The following is a 16,198-nucleotide window of genomic DNA, read 5'->3' as shown; positions in this document are numbered from 1 at the left end:
CATCAATACACTACAATTCAACTATAATAAAACTTGCAAAACCCACCACAAGTGTTATAATAAAAGCAAGAAATAAATAAAAATTTAAATCTTCAGGGAAGGGTGCAAGTCCCAACCGGCGGTAAAGTCCGCGAGCGCAAGCCGAATTGGTGAGATTCCAATACCGACAGTAAAGTCTGGATGAGAGAATGATTTAAAACTTTCATGCCCCGAAGGTTCGGGGTTTTTTTATGCCCCAACAGGAGGTAAAATGAATAAAGTAAACACAAGCACCATGATAAGAACAAAAGACATGACAAAAGTAGCCATGCTATCAGTAATTGGCTTCGTATTAATGTACTTCCAATTGCCACTAACCTTTGTAGCACCACCCTTTATGAAGCTGGACATATCAGACTTGCCAGTCCTCATGGGCGCCTTCACAATGGGACCAGTCTATGGCATCATAATAGCAGCCCTAAAAAACCTTATGCACATAATCTTTAAGGGCACAATGACAGCAGGCGTTGGCGAACTATCAAACTTCATCATATCAAGTACCTTTGCTCTAGTGTCAAGCTACATCTATAGAAAACATAGAACTTACAAGGGAGCAGTCCTTGCAATGACAGTAGGCGTACTAGCAATGACAATCCTTGCCATGGCATCAAACTACTTCGTGGTATTTCCACTTTACGGCAAAGTAATGCCAATGGATGCAATAATAGCCATGGGATCTGCCATCACACCAAAAATCACAGGACTTTTCACTATGATGATCTATTCAGTCCTACCCTTTAACCTAATAAAAGGCTTCACAACATCAGCAGTGATGATGCTAGTCTACAAAAAAATTAGCCCACTATTTAAAAACTAAAAGTGTAGAAAACTAAAGGAAAATAAAAGCAAAAACAAAAATAAAATCAAAGCAGGCTGTCAAAAGGCAGCTTGTTTTTTTGTCCCATAAAAAATTTAAAAATAACATTTAAACTTTTATTTAATGTGATAAAATACTAGTAATAAATTTAAAGGAGGCAGATTATGAAAAAATTTGCAGTAGTATTATTAGCTCTTTTAATCTTTACAAGTCCTATAACAGCCCTAGCTAACAGCAATGAAGGCAAAGAAGAAAACAAAGCTAAAGTATCAAAATTAGAATCAGACGAAAGAATGGCTAAGACATCAGGAGAAAAAGTTAGATTTGACGGAAAAGACATAAAAATAAATTCTTACCTAATTAATAGGTCTAACTATGTAAGAATTAGAGATGCAGCAGCTCTTCTCAAAGACACACCAGCAAAATTTATGGTATCTTACGACAATGAAAGCCAAAAAGTAATCATAACAAAGGGCCAAAATCAAAAAGAAGACTTTACTTACGTTGAAAAAAGAGAAGAAGAAAAAATAGCAAAAACAAACAAACAAAAAATAGTGGACAGCCAAGGAAAGGACATAGAACTCAATGGATATTTCATAGACGGATACAACTATTTCCGCCTAAGAGACCTAGCAAAAATCTTGGACTTTGGAGTAGCTTATGACTTCAAAACACAAACAGTTTTATTAGATTCAAAAGATGCAAAAATAGAAGACATATATGAAGAAGGTTACTTCACAGCACCAATAAACAAAATAAAAACAAAAGCAGGAGAAGAAGACATAAGATTTCTAATCTATGGCTTTGAAGAATGTCCTTACTGCCAAAAATTAAAAGCATACTTAGATAATAAAGGAATCAAATATATAGCAAGAGACATTAGAGATAGCGAAGGCAAAAAAGACGAAATCTTTGAAAAATACTATAAAGACATGACAGAATACAATGACAGAGTTTACTATCCAACGCACATAATGACACTTGAAAAAGATGGAAAGAGCATAGACAAATGCGTTGTTGGCTTCGAAGAAAAACAATACGATGAAATATTTAAACAAATAGAAGAAAACACTTACTTTGTAGAAAACAAATAAACAAAATCAAAGCAGGCTGTCAAAAGGCAGCTTGTTTTTTTGTCCCCATATAATATAATTTAATCAAAAGACAATTTGCAGTATAAAAGAATTAACAAAAGACAAAGAGAGGTAAAAAATGAAAATCTTATGTGCAGGACCAACATCAATTGACGACGAAGTAATGGCATTAATGGGAAAAACTCTCACAAACCCAGACATCGATCCAGAATACGAAAAAATACATAGAAGAGTGGAGAAAAAAATCTCCAAACTCCTAAAGACGGAAGCAACAACTATCCTCATGCTTGGCGAAGGCATGATTGGACTAGAAGCAGCAATCATAAACCTAGTGGAAGCGGGGGACAGAGTCCTCGTACTTAATAACGGAGTTTTCGGCGCAGGCTTTGCCGACTTCGTAAAATACTACGACGGCGAGCCACTAATCTTCGAAGACGACTTCAGACGCGGCTTCGACCTAGAAAAACTAAAAGCCTTCCTAGAAAAAGACCACGACTTTAAAGTAGCAACTATGGTCCACTGCGAGACACCATCAGGCATCACTAACGATGTAAAAAGCATCTGCAACTTGCTTAACTCCTATGGCATCCTCACAGTAGTGGACACAGTATCAGGCATGGGCGGAGAAGAATTTGATTTTGACGATTACAAAGTTGACATAGCCCTTGGCGGCAGCCAAAAATGTATTTCAGCACCAACAGGACTAACCATGGTTACAATATCAGACGGGGCAAAAGAAGCCATAGCCAACAGGAAAAAACCAGTTCCATCATATTATATGAACTTCCTAAACTACTACGACTACTCCGACGGCTTTGCCTTCCCATACACAATGAACGAGAACTTGACCTATGCCCTAGACCTTGCCCTAGACAAACTCTTTGCCAAGGATTCCATTGCCCTTCACAAAAAATACGCAGAAGTAACAAGACAAATCTTCGAAGAAGCAGGCTTCGAACTTTACGCCAAGGACTCCAGATCCAACACCCTAACAGCAGTCATGGTGCCAGAAGGCTTCATAGCAGATGACATCCTTACAGCCCTAAAAAAGAAAGGCATATTAATATCCAAGGGTGCAGGCAACATCTTCGAGAAAGTATTTAGAATAGGCCACATGGGCAACAACATATCCTACGAAAACTTTTTAGAATTATATGAAAAGTTGGACGAAGTATTTGAAGAGTTGGGAATAGAAACTAAAATTTCCTTAAAAGAAAGATTTGTAGAACTCATGAAGTGAGAAAATTGCATTTGAAAAGCAAAAAACTTTTTAACTGACTTATCAAAAATCATATAAATAATTTATTGACCAAGACGAAACAAATGTCACCCAAAAGTGTCACCTAAAATGTCACCCAAAAGTGTCACCTAAAATGTCACCCAAAAGTGTCACCTAAAATGTCACCCAAAATGTCACCAAAAATGTCACTCAAAAGTGATGGTCAAAATGACGGTCAAAATGAGGGTCAAAATGACGGTCAAAATGAGGGTGAAAAATGAGGGGAAAAATGAGGGTGAAAATGAAGGTCAAAAATAAAATTTTAAAAGCTTAACTCCATTTCGTTCTTAGAGTTCTGCGGTTGAGCGACTGAATTTGCTTCGCAAATATCAATCTCTCATTCACAGTTGAATTTTTTAACGGCTTCCTCCCTTTATGGGTTCACATGATAAGATTATGGTTTTTGCTAAGATGTAAAACCCCTACAAAAGCAAATAACAATATATTTATCAACTATTTTATCTACAAATATATCAATTTTTCTGCTTTCATGATATAATGTTTTCGAGGTGATTATATGGATTTTGTAAAACAAATTTCAAATAAAACAGTTTCTATTTCTGATTTTAATCGTGGTCTTGCTGGTAGAATTTTTGATGATGTTAAATCTAACGGTTCTAAAGTTGTATTAAAAAACAACACACCTGAATGTGTTCTGATTTCTCCTGACGAATACTCAAAACTAATAGATGAACTTGAAGATGCAAAAGATCTAATGCTTGCAAAATCAAGACTTGAATCTATTTCCGAAGATGATATTGTTTCCAAAGAGGAATTTGAAAAACTATTTAGTATAAGTTTAGATGAAGTTGAGCCACTTAGTGATGATGAGATTGAATGATGTATAAATTATCCTTTATAAAAAAAGCAATTGAAGATTATAGATCTCTTGATGGCTCACAAAGAAAAGTAGTAGATAAAGCCATAAATAAAATCATGTTAAACCCACTACCTAACACAGAAGGGGGATATGGCAAACCTCTTAGAAACCAAAACAGTTCTGAACTAGCGGGGCTTTTGAAAATAAAGATAAAAAATGCAGGTATAAGAATTGTATATAAACTTATAAGACAAGATGATGTCATATTAATTATCATTATAGGGGCAAGGGCTGATTCCGAAGTTTATAAAGAAGCTGAAAAAAGGTTAAAAAATCTATAGTTAGATACAAGGCTTAATTAAGGATAAAGAAAGCAAAAATTTTATCAAAACTTAAGGAGCGTTTTATATGGATAAGTTAAAGCAAATTGATGAGGCTATTCGAAAATTTAATATTAATAAAAAGGATATATTGCCAGAAATTCTTAAAAAGTTTGAAGAAGATTTTGCAATTAGATTTTCTCACGAGTCCACAAAAATCGAAGGTAACACTCTATCAATATATGAGGTAAAGACCTTGCTTGTGGATCGCATTTCTGTTGGTGGCAAGAGCTTGAGGGAAATTTATGAAGTTGTCAACCATCACAAAGCTTTCGACTATGTAAAAGCTCATTTGTCTCCTGATGATGACCTTGACGAGAATCTTATAAAGGACATTCACGAAATATTAATGGAGAACATTTTTCAAGGTGGCATTTATAGAAGTGGCAATGTGCGAATCACTGGTGCAAGTTTTGCCCCACCATCATGGGAAAAAGTCCGCGATGAAATGAAATATTTCATATATTCCTACAATGAGAAGAAAGGCAAGATCCATCCAGTACAACTAGCAGCCTGGGTACACGCAGAATTTATACGAATCCATCCCTTCCAAGATGGAAATGGAAGGTGCGCAAGACTACTTTTAAATTATGTCCTAATGAAAAACGAATTTCTACCAATAATAATAGAAGCAAAACAAAGACCTATATACTATGAAGCCTTAGATCAGTACGGAAAAGAAGGAAGTCTCGAAAAATTCCAAGAACTTGTAGAGGACTACGAGTTGAGTATCATAGAAGAGTTTCAAAGTTAGAATTATATCCCTTCGAATTTGAGGGACAAAAAAAGCTAGGATGTTTTCGCAAATGAAAACAAAAGCCTAGCTTTTTTGTTTATCAAATCATTTTTAACTTATTTTTGTCACCCTTATAGGAAAAATCCTCATTATTTTGTTTAAATTTGATTTTTTCCTCAATTTTTTCATATTCTTCCTCGAGGGCATCATATTCAGCCCTGATTTCATTGTTTTTTAGAATTTCTTTCTTATAAACATGGTAAGCTCTCATAAAAACCCCCTTTACTTTTATAAAGTAATATTATTCCAAAAGACCTCTAAGGTCAATAGTTAACTAGGCAACAATACCCAGCTTAAAAATACTATTTAAACAAATCTGAGTGAGAACCGACTCTGATTAAAGATAAAATCAACAAATCATCAAACTTTTCATAAATTAATAAAAAGTCAGGCTCAATATGGCACTCTCTCGTTCCCTTATAACTTCCACCTAAAGAATGATCCTTATATTTCTCATCAAGAACCTTTCCATCTGCAATCATCTCTATTACATAAAAAAGTTTCTCAATATCCCTTCCTTGCTTTTTTGCTAACTTCAAATTTTTCTTGAAGCTACTTGTAAACTTTACTTTATATTTCATATATCAAGAGCTTTCCTTAAATCATCCATATTATCAAAAGCATCCACACCATCATCTGTTGCGATTCTTTTTGCTTCTTCTATGGCGAGGATTGTCTCCTCATTAGGCACATCAAGCTTTAAGGCAAAAGGAATGCCACTCTCTCTTATACTTGCTCTCAGAAAAATATTAATAGCACTTGTCATATTAAGACCAAGTTCTGCAAAAATCTTTTCAGCATCTTCCTTCACTTTTTTATCCGTTCTAATATTTAAATTTGTAGTAGACATAAACACATCCCCTTTTCTAAATTATAAAATTAATTTCGTGCATGGTCAACACGTTGTCATTATAGATTTAGAAAATTAATAAGAAAAAAATAATTTATAAAGAAAATTTCTTTTTATATTATTTAGCGATAAAGCCGCAGGCTTTCCAGCAAAACTCCTTTACTAGAAAAAGAAATTGCAAAAATGTAACCCTTTTGTTATAATTTTACATACGGTTTTGGATTACAAGGTCTAAGATCCCCATGTTAAAGGGCAAGAGTCCAAGGCAAAGGGCACTTAAGTCAAAGGCGAAAGCCAAAACAAAAGGCGAAACCAAAAATGAAAGGTAAAGCCAAAAACCAAAGAGCGAGAGCTAGTATTGCAACAAACAGATTGACTAAAAGTGATAAGTCCCCATGTCAAAAGGCAAAAACCCAAAGACAAGGGATACTAAAGACCCATATTCCCAAGACCCTTTCTATTATCCCCACAAAGCACCCAAGTAAAACAATGTTACATAAATATTTCAAAAGCCCAGATACAAGAAAATTTATGTAATGTAATTGTAATTTTACAAAGGAAGAATGTAGTGTATAATAGAAACATAAGAGGAACATGACAATTAAATAAAACCAGAAATAAGGCGATATTTATTTGTCACCTCTGAGTCGAGATTGTTCAGTCTCGGCGACAAAAGTTTGAGACTTTTGTAGAATCTACAAAATTTTTAAGGAGGTCGAAAGACAAATGAACAAAAAGATTATTTCTCTAGTACTAGCACTAGTAATGGTACTAGGAACATTCACAAGTGTCTTCGCCGCTGAACCAGCAAAGAAAGAAGAAGCTAAAAAACCAGCAGCTTCTGAAAAAGTTGAAAAGATTGTTGGAAAAGATAACAAAATCCAATATATCATCGACAAAAAACTTGTTGAAGGCTACGAAGATGGAAGCTACGGACTTGATAAGAACATCAAGAGATCCGAAATCACAAGACTACTTGTATTAGCTAATGGTAACGAAGACCTAGCTAAAAAACTACAAGGAGCTATGAAGATCTACTCTGACGTAGATACTAAGCACTGGGCAAACGGAGTTATCTCAGTAGGAACTACAGTTCCATCTGACGCTAACGGAATTGCAATGCTAGCAGGATATCCAGATGGATCATTCAAGCCAGAAAACGATGTAACTTACGCTGAATTAGCTAAAATGTTAGTAGTTCTTGCTAAAAAAGACTTAACTGCTGACATGGTTAAAAACGCTATCTGGGCAACATCTTGGATGACATGGGCAGCTGAACTAGGAATTCTTGATGACGTTAACGTTGTTGATTCTAACAAAGCAGCTAACAGAGCAGATGCATTCACTATGGTTTACAATGCACTTTACAAAATGCAAGAATTCAAGAGAGTACCAGCTAACGAAACAAGAGGAATTATTTCTAACTTCTCTAAAGACATGTTACAACTTAACCAAGATTCTAAAATGGAATACAAGGTTACAGGCGATACTGTATTTGTAACTGGTATGAACGCAACTAGACAACAAGTTCAACAAATTAGAATGCTTGATCTTAAAGTAAGAGATTACTACCTAGGATCATTAGTAAGAATTCTTGTTAATGACAAGAACGAAGTAACTCACATTATCGAACTTGGTAACCCAGCTGAACTTGCAAAGAACAATGCAGCAGGTATGGCAGTAGGTAACGATATTTGGAGAGGCGTTGCTGATAACACTGTTGAAACTATTAACCCAGTAGCAAAATCAGCAGCTGAAGCTCAAAAAGCAATCGGAACTAACGATTCTTACGCAACAATTGAATTTAACTCTAACAACATTGATGCTAAGAAAATCGTATTCCACAACATTAATAAGGTTAACAACAATCTTACATTAAAGATTAATGATAAGACTGAATTCTATGTAGCTAACCCAGCTAACAACCAAATGAAGAAAGTTGCTAACGTAAACGAAGCACTTGCACTTATTGGTTTCCATAACTACAATAACTACAAGATCGCTGGCGTATACGCTGGATTTGACACTGATGGAATCACTAGAAACTACGGAGCAATCCGAATTGACACAGCTGATAGACACACTGCAAAAGTTGTAGTATTCAACTTTGTAAACAAATCAGCTAGTGGCGAAAAATACAGAGTAATCGAAACATCTTCTTCTAAGTTTATGACTACTTTAGAAAAGACTGACGGTACTCTAGTTGACAGAGATAACGTATATGATACTTCAAGATTCCCACTAGAATATGGTGACAAACTTGATGTTATCGAATTAGATACAGTTAGAACTGGATCTTTCTATGCAACACTAATTGACCACTCTAAGACTTCTGTATTCCCAATCGTTAGAATTACTGACGTAAGAGAAGACGGAAAAGTTATCTACGTTGAAGATAAAAACGGCGAAAGATCAATGCTTGATCTTAGAGACGCAGACATCTTCTCAGCTAAGAGATATGGTAAAGTTGAAGTTGGCAATACTCTTCAATTTAGAGTAGAAGACTTCGGAAAATCTCAAGTTTACGCACAAGCAGCGAACAACACTGCTGAAATCATTTCACTTCTTGGAAAAGATACTAAGCTTGAAGGATCACTTGTAAATGTAATTCCTGCAGCTGACAAGTCTCAAGAAGTTGGTAGAATTATTTCTATCCAAGGTATTGACACTGTTAACCCTACAGTTACTGTAAGAGTTGACTACAATATCTTTGATGCAGCTGATGCAAGCGGATATGCAACTTACAGCGTAGCTAACGATGTAGCTAAAGCACTTGACGCTTGGTTCAGAGCTTACCCAACAAGAAGAGTAGACTTCAAAGTATTTGAATCTGTTAACGCACACGGACAACACTATGCAGTTAACTTCCACGACAATGAAACTGGCGCAGCTATTCTTTACACAGCTGAAAAAGATAACATTGAATTATTAGTTGAAAAAGCTAATCTTGCAGCTAAAAACTTTAGAATTGTTAACGAAAACAATCTAAAGAATGCAAAAGCTCTTGAAGCTGAAATTAAAAGCTTAGAAGATTCAATGAGCGCTGGACAAAAAATTCTTTGGACAGACGCAAAATATAATGCACCAAAAGCAGATATTGAAGCTTTAAAAAATGCTATTAAAGCTGAAGAAACTAAACAAGCTGAAGCTAAAGCTTTAGCTGAAGCTAAAGAAGTTCTAAACGCTACTATCACTGCAGCTGGAAAAGCTAAAGAAGGCGTTAAAGTATCAGAAGACGGTGCTGATTTACAAGCTAAAGAAAGATATGCAAAACAAGCAGATTTTACTGCACTAAATGCAGCTATTGAAACTGCTAAAGAAGCAGCTAAAAAAGATGTTAAAGCAGATGTAGAAAAAGCTAACACTGATTTAAATAAAGCTATTGCAACTTTCAATATGGCTGTTAAAACAAAATAAGTTTAGTTAAACTTTAAAGATAAAACTCGAGGGAAACCTCGGGTTTTTCTTTTTACATAAAAGTTTTTTTCTGGTAAAATTAGGGCAGGAGGTGGTAGTATGTGCGATAAGAAAAAAGATAGTAAAGATAAAGTTATTATGAATAAAAAAACTTTTGATAAAAATCTATCATCTGAAGAAAAAATTTTACATAGATTGATAAAAATTTGCTTTTTTAATCTTTTGATTCTTGTTATTTTATTTCTTTTAATACTTCACTACAAGGCACTTAGTTCTGATCTTGTAGCTAAAGTCCTTTCTGCTCTTATAGCTGTAGCTGGTGTTTTTGCAGGATTTTCTTACAACAAAAGGGAAAAGTACAAGGAAATTGTCACTAAAGAGAGAATAAATTGGTTACATAAGATGCAGGACAATCTTTCAGAATACCTGGTGCTTACAAAACCTAATTATCTTATGTATCTTGATAGAGATAAGATAAATAAACTTTATTATGAAATTATCTTTAACATAAACCACGAAAATGATAAGGTCGCTTATAATACCATAAAAATCTACAATAGTCTTGTCCTTGGAGAACTTGACAAAATTACCCTTAGCCTAGCTCTAACAGAAGACATAAAGCTAGAACTTCTGGCTCTTCCTGGAGATGAAGATGAACTTTTATTAAAAATAAAGGATGAAAGTGAAAGGAAAAAATTAATAGATCTTATAAAAAATGAGGAACTGGAAAATATATTAACAGCAGAAGTTAAAGATAAAAACAAAGACAATGACATAGATGAAAATGAGTTGCCAAAAGAAATTTCTCTTTTAAGAGAAGAAGTTTCAGAAGAATTTACAAAAATATTTAGAGAAGTTTGGACACGAGTTAAGAAAGAAGCAGATTAGGCTTCTTTTTTCTTTATAAGAAAAAATTAAGAATTTTATTTTAAAGCCTCGCGGCTTTATGCACTTATAAGGAGGGGGTTAAGGGGCATTGCGAGGCCCCTTTTCCCCCTCCTTAAACCACCCCCTTTGAACCCCACGCCCTGGCAGGGGCCTTTGCCAACAACCCCGAGCAGCAGCCAGCCTAAAATTCAAAACTAGGTCGCTCAAACTTTTAAAACTGAAAATTTTTTATTAACTGGAGTTAGTTATTTGACTAACTCTATTTTTTTATCGCGACCGTCGCGCGAACCTAATCAACTCAAAGTTCGCTTCGCTCCTTTTCGTTGTTAGGGTTCGTCGGTTGAGCGACTGAATTTGCTTCGCAAATATCAATCGCTCATTCACAGTTGAATTTTTTAACGGCTGTCTTGCTTTACGGGGTTTTAAAAGACTACAGTATGGTTTTACCTTTACAAAGAATCCTCGTTACAAGTATCCGAAAACTTTTAAGGCTACGATTAAGCTCTCTTCAAGAAAAAAATTTATTCGCCAGAATAAACTTAGCAACAACTTTCAAAAAGTTATCGAGTTTTAATTTTATCTTCAAAAATAAACTTGGCAACAATGTCCAGCTTGTTGATGTGTGGTAAGGAATCAATCTTTGATAATAAACAGTAGAAGCTGTAAGGCAGTAAGCAAAAAGTTCGGAGGCGTTAAAAAATTTTGCTGTTTGAGCGAATGAAATGAGCGAGTTCAAAATTTTAGCCGTAGAACTTTTTGCGTAGCTGAGGGTCGAGGCCCCTGCCAGGGCACGGGGGTGTGGGGGAGGTCAAAGGAGGGGGTAGAGGGGGCATTGCCGCCCCCTATGCCCCCTCCTTAAATAAAAAATAAATAAAAAAAAATAAAAAAATAAATTCAAAAAGAAAAAATCCTATTTTTTTAGCCTTAAAGGCGCAGGCTTTGAAATAAAAACTTTTTACTTGAAGCTTTTCAAAAAAGCTTCTTTATTTTTTTTCTTGATTAAGAAAATAAATTTAAACTTATGTTTGACAAATATAAACAAAAGTTTTATAATTATCTCATAGATTAAAAAGAGGAGGCTTCTATGATGAATGATTATAAAGATTTTAACAGAGTTTTGAGGTCTGCCCTAGTAGGTGAGGAGAGGTCAAAGGTAAAGCTTCTTGATATGCTGGACCCCCTTATTCGCTCATCTATTAACAAATATTGCCACATTCCAAGTGAATACGAGGACCTCTATTCTGACGGGAGGGCAATGGTTTTATCCTGCATTGAGGACTTCGACAACAAGAGATCTTTCCTAAAATATGTCAAGTCGTATTTGAAGTTTTTTTATATGAACACTTACAAGTATTTAAGGGATGTGAATAGTGATATTCACGATAGTCCTTCTGATGATGAGGAAAGTCTTGGCATCTTTGATAGTCTTGATGCTGGGGTGGATATTGAGGGAGACTTTTTGGAGGGTGAGAGGCTGGCGATGTTAAAGGATGCTATTGATTCTCTCACTCCAAGGCAGGAGACTGTTGTCAGGTTATTTTTTTATGAAAGGCTTGGTCTTTCGGAGATTGCTGATTTCCTTGGCATTTCTAAGAGGACTGTCATTAATCTTAAGGTCAATGCTATTAATAATATGAGGCAATATATTTCTTGTCACTATAGGTGAGGAGGTGATTTTATGTTAATTGAGAAGAGACTTATTAAGTTTAATTTTTCTAAGAGAGAGGGTATGGTAAGACCTACTTTTATCGTTGTTCACGACACAGGCAATCCTAGAGCCGGTGCTGATGCTCTTGCTCATTATAGGTATTTTAATGGGGGCAACAGAAAGGCTTCTGCTCATTATTTTGTGGATGACAAGAGGATAGTGGAGACTGTTGAGACTGTTAATGCTTCTTGGCACTGCGGCGACGGCCATGGCAGGTATGGCATCACTAATTCTAATTCTATTGGTGTGGAGATCTGCGTAAACAGTGACGGTGATTATGATAAGGCGCTAGAGAATGCACGAGTTGTCATTCGCTTTCTCATGGATTTTTACAATATTCCTCTTAAGAGAGTTGTCCGTCATTTTGATGCGTCACACAAGCTTTGTCCTCACTCTATGAGCGCCAACAACTGGGGGGCTTGGTGGAAGTTTAAGGAAAGTTTATAATTTTTAAATTTTTTTCATTTTTCCATAGTAACTTTTGGCTTTTTTTTCTATATATATAGTAGGAGGTGAAAATAATGGCAGTTAATGTTAATGATAAGAAGATCATGCTAAAGACTGTTACTTCTAGTACAAGTCCTGATGGCAAAACTAAGAAGAGAAACATCACTGTTAGAAACATTGATAACAATGCGACTAATGATTCTCTTTATGCTTTGTCCAAGGGCATCAAGTCTTTAGTTGATGGCAGTCTTGCTTCTTCTTCTAAGATTACTGAAGAAGTTTTTGAAGAGCAAGCCTAAGATGGCTCTTAGTTTTATGTTATTTATGAAAGGAGATATGAGTATGAAAGAAAGTAAAACACTTAGAATGAGTTTTGTTGATGAGGGTGGTAATCCTTGGAGTCTTAATATTGTAAACCCTAGAGAGAATGTCGAAAGAGCTGATGCAGAGGCTGTTGCCGGCACTATCACTAACAACAATCTTGTCAATGGCAAAATGGGTCACATCAAGACTTTTAACGGCGCTACTATTATTACTAGAACTGAAGGGGCGCTTTGATTATGGAAGATTTGTTGTCTAATATTTCAAACATTGGCTTTCCCATTGCAATTTCTTGCTACCTTTTGGTGAGGTTGGAGAAAAAGATGGAGGAGCTAAGGGAAGTAATAGTAGAGCTAAGTAATGCTATTGAGGATTTTAAAAAGTAAGTTTATTGGTTTTAAATTAAATTTAATTTTTATTATTATTAATAATAAGGTACATATGTGGGGCGCAAGCCTTTTTTTTTATTGTAAAAAAAGGCTTTTAAAAAAGCAGAAAAAATTTTTTTCTATTTGAGTTTTATTTTTAATATAAAATTTTTCTAAAGCTACGCTTTAAATTGTTTTTAAGGAGGGGGCATAGGGGGCGGCAATGCCCCCTCTACCCCCTCCTATAACCTCTCCCACACCCCCGTGCCCTGGCAGGGGCCTCGACCCACGGCTAAGCAAAAAGTTCTACGGCTAAAAAGAAATAGGAAGCGTAAATTGTTGCAAGCAACAATTTGCGAACTGACCTACCATCAATTTGCTTCGCAAATTGGGTTAGGTCATGTCAACTCGTTCGCTTCGCTCTCTCAAACAGCAAAATTTTTTAACGCCTTCGAACTTTTTGCTTACTGCCTTATGGCTTCTACGGCATATTGGCAAAGATAACTGCCTTACATCTATAACAACAAGCTGGGCACTCTTGCAAAGCTAATTTTTTTCCACAAGACTTTTATCTGATGCAAACTTTTAATTAATTTTTAAAGAAAACATCTTTAGCCAGAACAGTAGACTAATGAGAGTGTATAAGATAAGCAAAAAAATCGGTTATGCGTTAAAAATTTTCAACTGTTTGAGCTCGAAGAGCGAGTTTTGAAAATTTAGCATGACCGATTTTTTTGGACTTCCAGTGCGTGGGGTGAAAGGGGAGGTTTGGAGGGGCAAGGGGCATTAAGACGCCCCTAAGCCCCTCCAATAATAAAAAAAGAAATTTAATAATAGAAATATATTTTATAAAGAAAAAATTTTTTAATCTGATCTTAAAGCGAAGCTTTATACTTGTTGATCCAGGGCACAGGGGTGTGGGGGAGGTCAAAGGAGGGGGTAGAGGGGGCATTGCCGCCCCCTATGCCCCCTCCTTAAAAAGAATTTAAAAGCGAAGCTTTTTTTATTTTTCCTTTAGTTCCTAACTAACAAATGATCTCCCACTAGGGCAACTTTAAAGTTTTTATAAAAATCTTTTTCGAAAAAGATTTGCCAATCCCTTATTTCTGGATCCTTCACGATTATATTTTCATAAATCGCCCTTATGTTTTCTGCCTTTAGTCCAAAGGCAATGGCAAGGAGAAAGTCTTCTTCTTCATCTCCCAAACCCTTAAGTAGTTCTTCTTCTACTTTTTCTAATTCTCTATATTTTTTGTTGCCAAGCTCTGTCATCTTTGAGAAGGTCGTTATGAGCCTTGCGTAAAAGACTAGAGCCAAGACTATGCTTATTATGCCAAAGAATTTTTCGTTGTAGACTGTGACTATGCCCACGAAAAATAAGAGGGAAAAGACTACAAAGGACAATAGGATTTTAAGGGTCTTTTTTTCTCTAGTAAAAAGTTTTTTTGCCACCATTTTTTCTTCCAAGTAATATATAAAGTCGTTGAATTTTTTGTTATAGTTGTCGGGCTCTCGCCTTCTCATTTTATCCAAAGTTCGAGTTGAAATTTCTCCCTCGCCAAAGGAAAAGAGGGTGTCAAAAAGTTTTTTCTCTCCAGGGTCTAGTCCATCTTCTCTTAAATTTTTAAGCTTGAAGGAAATTTTTTCTTCGCCAGATTTTGTAGTGTAAAAATTTTTTTCAATTTCTACATGACCCTCGCCAATAACTTTTACTATCATGGCTATTATTGTGTTGTAGATAAAGTTTGGACCCTTGTAGAGGTAACCTTTCTCGTAATATTTTAGGTTTAGATTTCTATCTTTTGCTGGGCCTTCTTTTTTCTTGGCTAAAAGATATGCCATGAAGAGGGACAAGACTATGAGCAAGATATTTATTGTCAAAAAGTATGTGCTTGATAAGTTCATTTTTAATTCCATTTAATCACCTCTTTCTATTATATACAAAAAAATTTTTTTGGGTATAATATTTATATTGGAGGGATTGAATGTACGATATTATTATAATTGGTGGAGGTCCTGCTGGTTTATCTGCAGGTCTTTATGCGGCTAGAAGTAAAAAGAAAACTTTAATTATAGAAAAGGGAATCGAAGGCGGACAAATCGCTGAGACTACTAATGTTGAAAATTATCCTGGGATTGATGCCATTGATGGCGTTGAACTAGGAAAGAGAATGGCTGACCAAGCGAAAAAGTTTGGGGCAGAAATTGTCATGGACGAAGTGGAAGACATTGAACTTGAAGGCAAGGTCAAAAAGATCAAGGGTCATGTTGATTCTTACGAAGCCAAGGCAGTCATCATTGCCACTGGTGCTTCTCCAAGAGAAATTGGTGCGCCTGGTGAAAAAGAATACAAGGGTCGTGGCGTAAGCTACTGCTCAACTTGTGATGCTGCCTTCTATGAAGATGAAACTGTTTATGTTGTGGGCGGGGGCGACTCTGCTGTTCAAGAGGCAATTTTCATAACAAATTTTGCCAAGAAAGTTTACATCATTCACAGAAGAGACGAGCTTAGGGCTTCAAAGGTCCTTCAAGAAAAGGCCTTTAAGAACGACAAGATTGATTTTATTTGGAACACAACTGTAAAGGAAATCAAGGGCGACAAGATTGTCAATGAAATGATTTTAAAGGACACTAAGACTGGCGAGGAAAGGTCAATTAAGGCTGACGATCCTTTCGGCATCTTTGTCTTTATCGGCTATGTTCCTAAGACTGATATGTTTAAGGGTAAGGTAGACTTAACAGATGATGGCTACATCAAGACTGACGAAGAGATGAGGACAAATGTGCCAGGAGTTTTTGCAGCAGGAGATATAAGAAAGAAGACTGTTCGCCAAGTTGTCAACGCAGCTGGTGACGGTGCAGTTGCTGCCATGAATGCACAAAAGTATATTGACGAAGAAGAAGGAAATCTTTACGAAGGTTTCAAGGAAAATAAATAAATATTTGCAAAAAGAAAAACATTGCTTGAAGATAA

General features: G+C 35.7%; 18 protein-coding genes and 1 riboswitch. Of the genes, 14 read left to right on the top strand and 4 right to left on the bottom strand.

Going from position 1 to position 16,198, the window contains the following annotated elements; genetic code table 11:
- Window positions 1–84: 84 nt before the first annotated feature.
- Window positions 85–197: riboswitch (FMN riboswitch) on the top strand.
- Between the two features lie 53 nt (window positions 198–250).
- The 6 genes from WMO19_RS02785 (at window position 251) to WMO19_RS02760 (ending at window position 5,183) form a co-directional block, all read left to right on the top strand.
- Window positions 251–856: an ECF transporter S component gene (locus tag WMO19_RS02785; RefSeq protein WP_349170118.1), complete on the top strand. Its 606-nt coding sequence runs from the start codon at window positions 251–253 to the stop codon at window positions 854–856.
- A gap of 164 nt (window positions 857–1,020) precedes the next feature.
- Complete coding sequence (locus WMO19_RS02780) at window positions 1,021–1,950, top strand: glutaredoxin domain-containing protein (protein ID WP_349170117.1); 930 nt, start codon at window positions 1,021–1,023, stop codon at window positions 1,948–1,950.
- 118 nt (window positions 1,951–2,068) lie between these two features.
- Complete coding sequence (locus WMO19_RS02775) at window positions 2,069–3,190, top strand: pyridoxal-phosphate-dependent aminotransferase family protein (RefSeq protein ID WP_349170116.1); 1,122 nt, start codon at window positions 2,069–2,071, stop codon at window positions 3,188–3,190.
- Window positions 3,191–3,746: 556 nt separating this feature from the next.
- Window positions 3,747–4,070: a type II toxin-antitoxin system Phd/YefM family antitoxin gene (locus WMO19_RS02770; RefSeq protein WP_349170115.1), complete on the top strand. Its 324-nt coding sequence runs from the start codon at window positions 3,747–3,749 to the stop codon at window positions 4,068–4,070.
- Window positions 4,067–4,390, top strand: a complete 324-nt coding sequence (locus WMO19_RS02765) for a type II toxin-antitoxin system RelE family toxin (protein ID WP_349170114.1) — start codon at window positions 4,067–4,069, stop codon at window positions 4,388–4,390. The genes WMO19_RS02770 and WMO19_RS02765 overlap by 4 nt, the downstream gene beginning before the upstream one ends.
- 67 nt (window positions 4,391–4,457) lie before the next feature.
- Entirely contained in the window at window positions 4,458–5,183 is a 726-nt protein-coding gene (locus tag WMO19_RS02760) for a Fic family protein (protein WP_349170113.1), read from the top strand.
- A gap of 82 nt (window positions 5,184–5,265) precedes the next feature.
- Here WMO19_RS02760 and WMO19_RS02755 read toward each other — a convergent pair whose 3' ends face one another.
- The 3 genes from WMO19_RS02755 to WMO19_RS02745 form a co-directional block, all read right to left on the bottom strand.
- Window positions 5,266–5,436 carry a hypothetical protein gene (locus WMO19_RS02755; RefSeq protein ID WP_349170112.1) on the bottom strand — a complete coding sequence of 57 codons (171 nt, stop codon included), beginning with the start codon at window positions 5,434–5,436 and terminating at the stop codon, window positions 5,266–5,268.
- A gap of 91 nt (window positions 5,437–5,527) precedes the next feature.
- A complete protein-coding gene (locus WMO19_RS02750; RefSeq protein ID WP_349170111.1) occupies window positions 5,528–5,806 on the bottom strand; it encodes a type II toxin-antitoxin system YafQ family toxin in 279 nt (92 codons plus the stop codon).
- On the bottom strand, window positions 5,803–6,075 hold the full coding sequence (locus tag WMO19_RS02745) for a type II toxin-antitoxin system RelB/DinJ family antitoxin (RefSeq protein WP_349170110.1): 273 nt from the start codon (window positions 6,073–6,075) through the stop codon (window positions 5,803–5,805). Before WMO19_RS02745 ends, WMO19_RS02750 begins: the two co-directional genes overlap by 4 nt.
- 726 nt (window positions 6,076–6,801) lie before the next feature.
- On the opposite strand from WMO19_RS02745, the gene WMO19_RS02740 reads away from it, so the two are divergent.
- The 7 genes from WMO19_RS02740 to WMO19_RS02710 all read left to right on the top strand — a co-directional run bounded on the left by WMO19_RS02740 (window position 6,802) and on the right by WMO19_RS02710 (window position 13,242).
- A complete protein-coding gene (locus WMO19_RS02740; protein ID WP_349170109.1) occupies window positions 6,802–9,492 on the top strand; it encodes an S-layer homology domain-containing protein in 2,691 nt (896 codons plus the stop codon).
- 99 nt (window positions 9,493–9,591) lie between these two features.
- Complete coding sequence (locus WMO19_RS02735; protein WP_349170108.1) at window positions 9,592–10,380, top strand: hypothetical protein; 789 nt, start codon at window positions 9,592–9,594, stop codon at window positions 10,378–10,380.
- A 1,084-nt stretch (window positions 10,381–11,464) separates the two neighbouring features.
- Window positions 11,465–12,046 (top strand): sigma-70 family RNA polymerase sigma factor, encoded by a 582-nt coding sequence (locus WMO19_RS02730; protein WP_349170107.1) that lies wholly within the window; start codon window positions 11,465–11,467, stop codon window positions 12,044–12,046.
- Between the two features lie 12 nt (window positions 12,047–12,058).
- Window positions 12,059–12,535: a peptidoglycan recognition protein family protein gene (locus WMO19_RS02725; protein ID WP_349170106.1), complete on the top strand. Its 477-nt coding sequence runs from the start codon at window positions 12,059–12,061 to the stop codon at window positions 12,533–12,535.
- Between the two features lie 74 nt (window positions 12,536–12,609).
- A complete protein-coding gene (locus WMO19_RS02720) occupies window positions 12,610–12,834 on the top strand; it encodes a hypothetical protein (RefSeq protein ID WP_349170105.1) in 225 nt (74 codons plus the stop codon).
- 37 nt (window positions 12,835–12,871) lie between these two features.
- Complete coding sequence (locus WMO19_RS02715) at window positions 12,872–13,093, top strand: DUF2922 domain-containing protein (RefSeq protein WP_349170104.1); 222 nt, start codon at window positions 12,872–12,874, stop codon at window positions 13,091–13,093.
- A gap of 2 nt (window positions 13,094–13,095) precedes the next feature.
- On the top strand, window positions 13,096–13,242 hold the full coding sequence (locus WMO19_RS02710; RefSeq protein ID WP_083303705.1) for a YvrJ family protein: 147 nt from the start codon (window positions 13,096–13,098) through the stop codon (window positions 13,240–13,242).
- Window positions 13,243–14,238: 996 nt separating this feature from the next.
- Here WMO19_RS02710 and WMO19_RS02705 read toward each other — a convergent pair.
- Window positions 14,239–15,141 carry a DUF2207 family protein gene (locus WMO19_RS02705; protein ID WP_349170103.1) on the bottom strand — a complete coding sequence of 301 codons (903 nt, stop codon included), beginning with the start codon at window positions 15,139–15,141 and terminating at the stop codon, window positions 14,239–14,241.
- 68 nt (window positions 15,142–15,209) lie between these two features.
- On the opposite strand from WMO19_RS02705, the gene trxB reads away from it, so the two are divergent.
- The gene (gene trxB, locus WMO19_RS02700; protein ID WP_316719935.1) at window positions 15,210–16,163 is read left to right on the top strand and encodes a thioredoxin-disulfide reductase; all 954 of its coding nucleotides are present in this window, start codon (window positions 15,210–15,212) and stop codon (window positions 16,161–16,163) included.
- Window positions 16,164–16,198: the final 35 nt, after the last annotated feature.

Origin of the sequence: Peptoniphilus hominis (ex Hitch et al. 2025) (assembly GCF_040096015.1) — a bacterium.
In the GTDB taxonomy this organism is placed as follows: Bacteria; Bacillota; Clostridia; order Tissierellales; family Peptoniphilaceae; genus Peptoniphilus_A; species Peptoniphilus_A hominis.
This window is presented reverse-complemented; position numbering and strand designations above follow the sequence as displayed.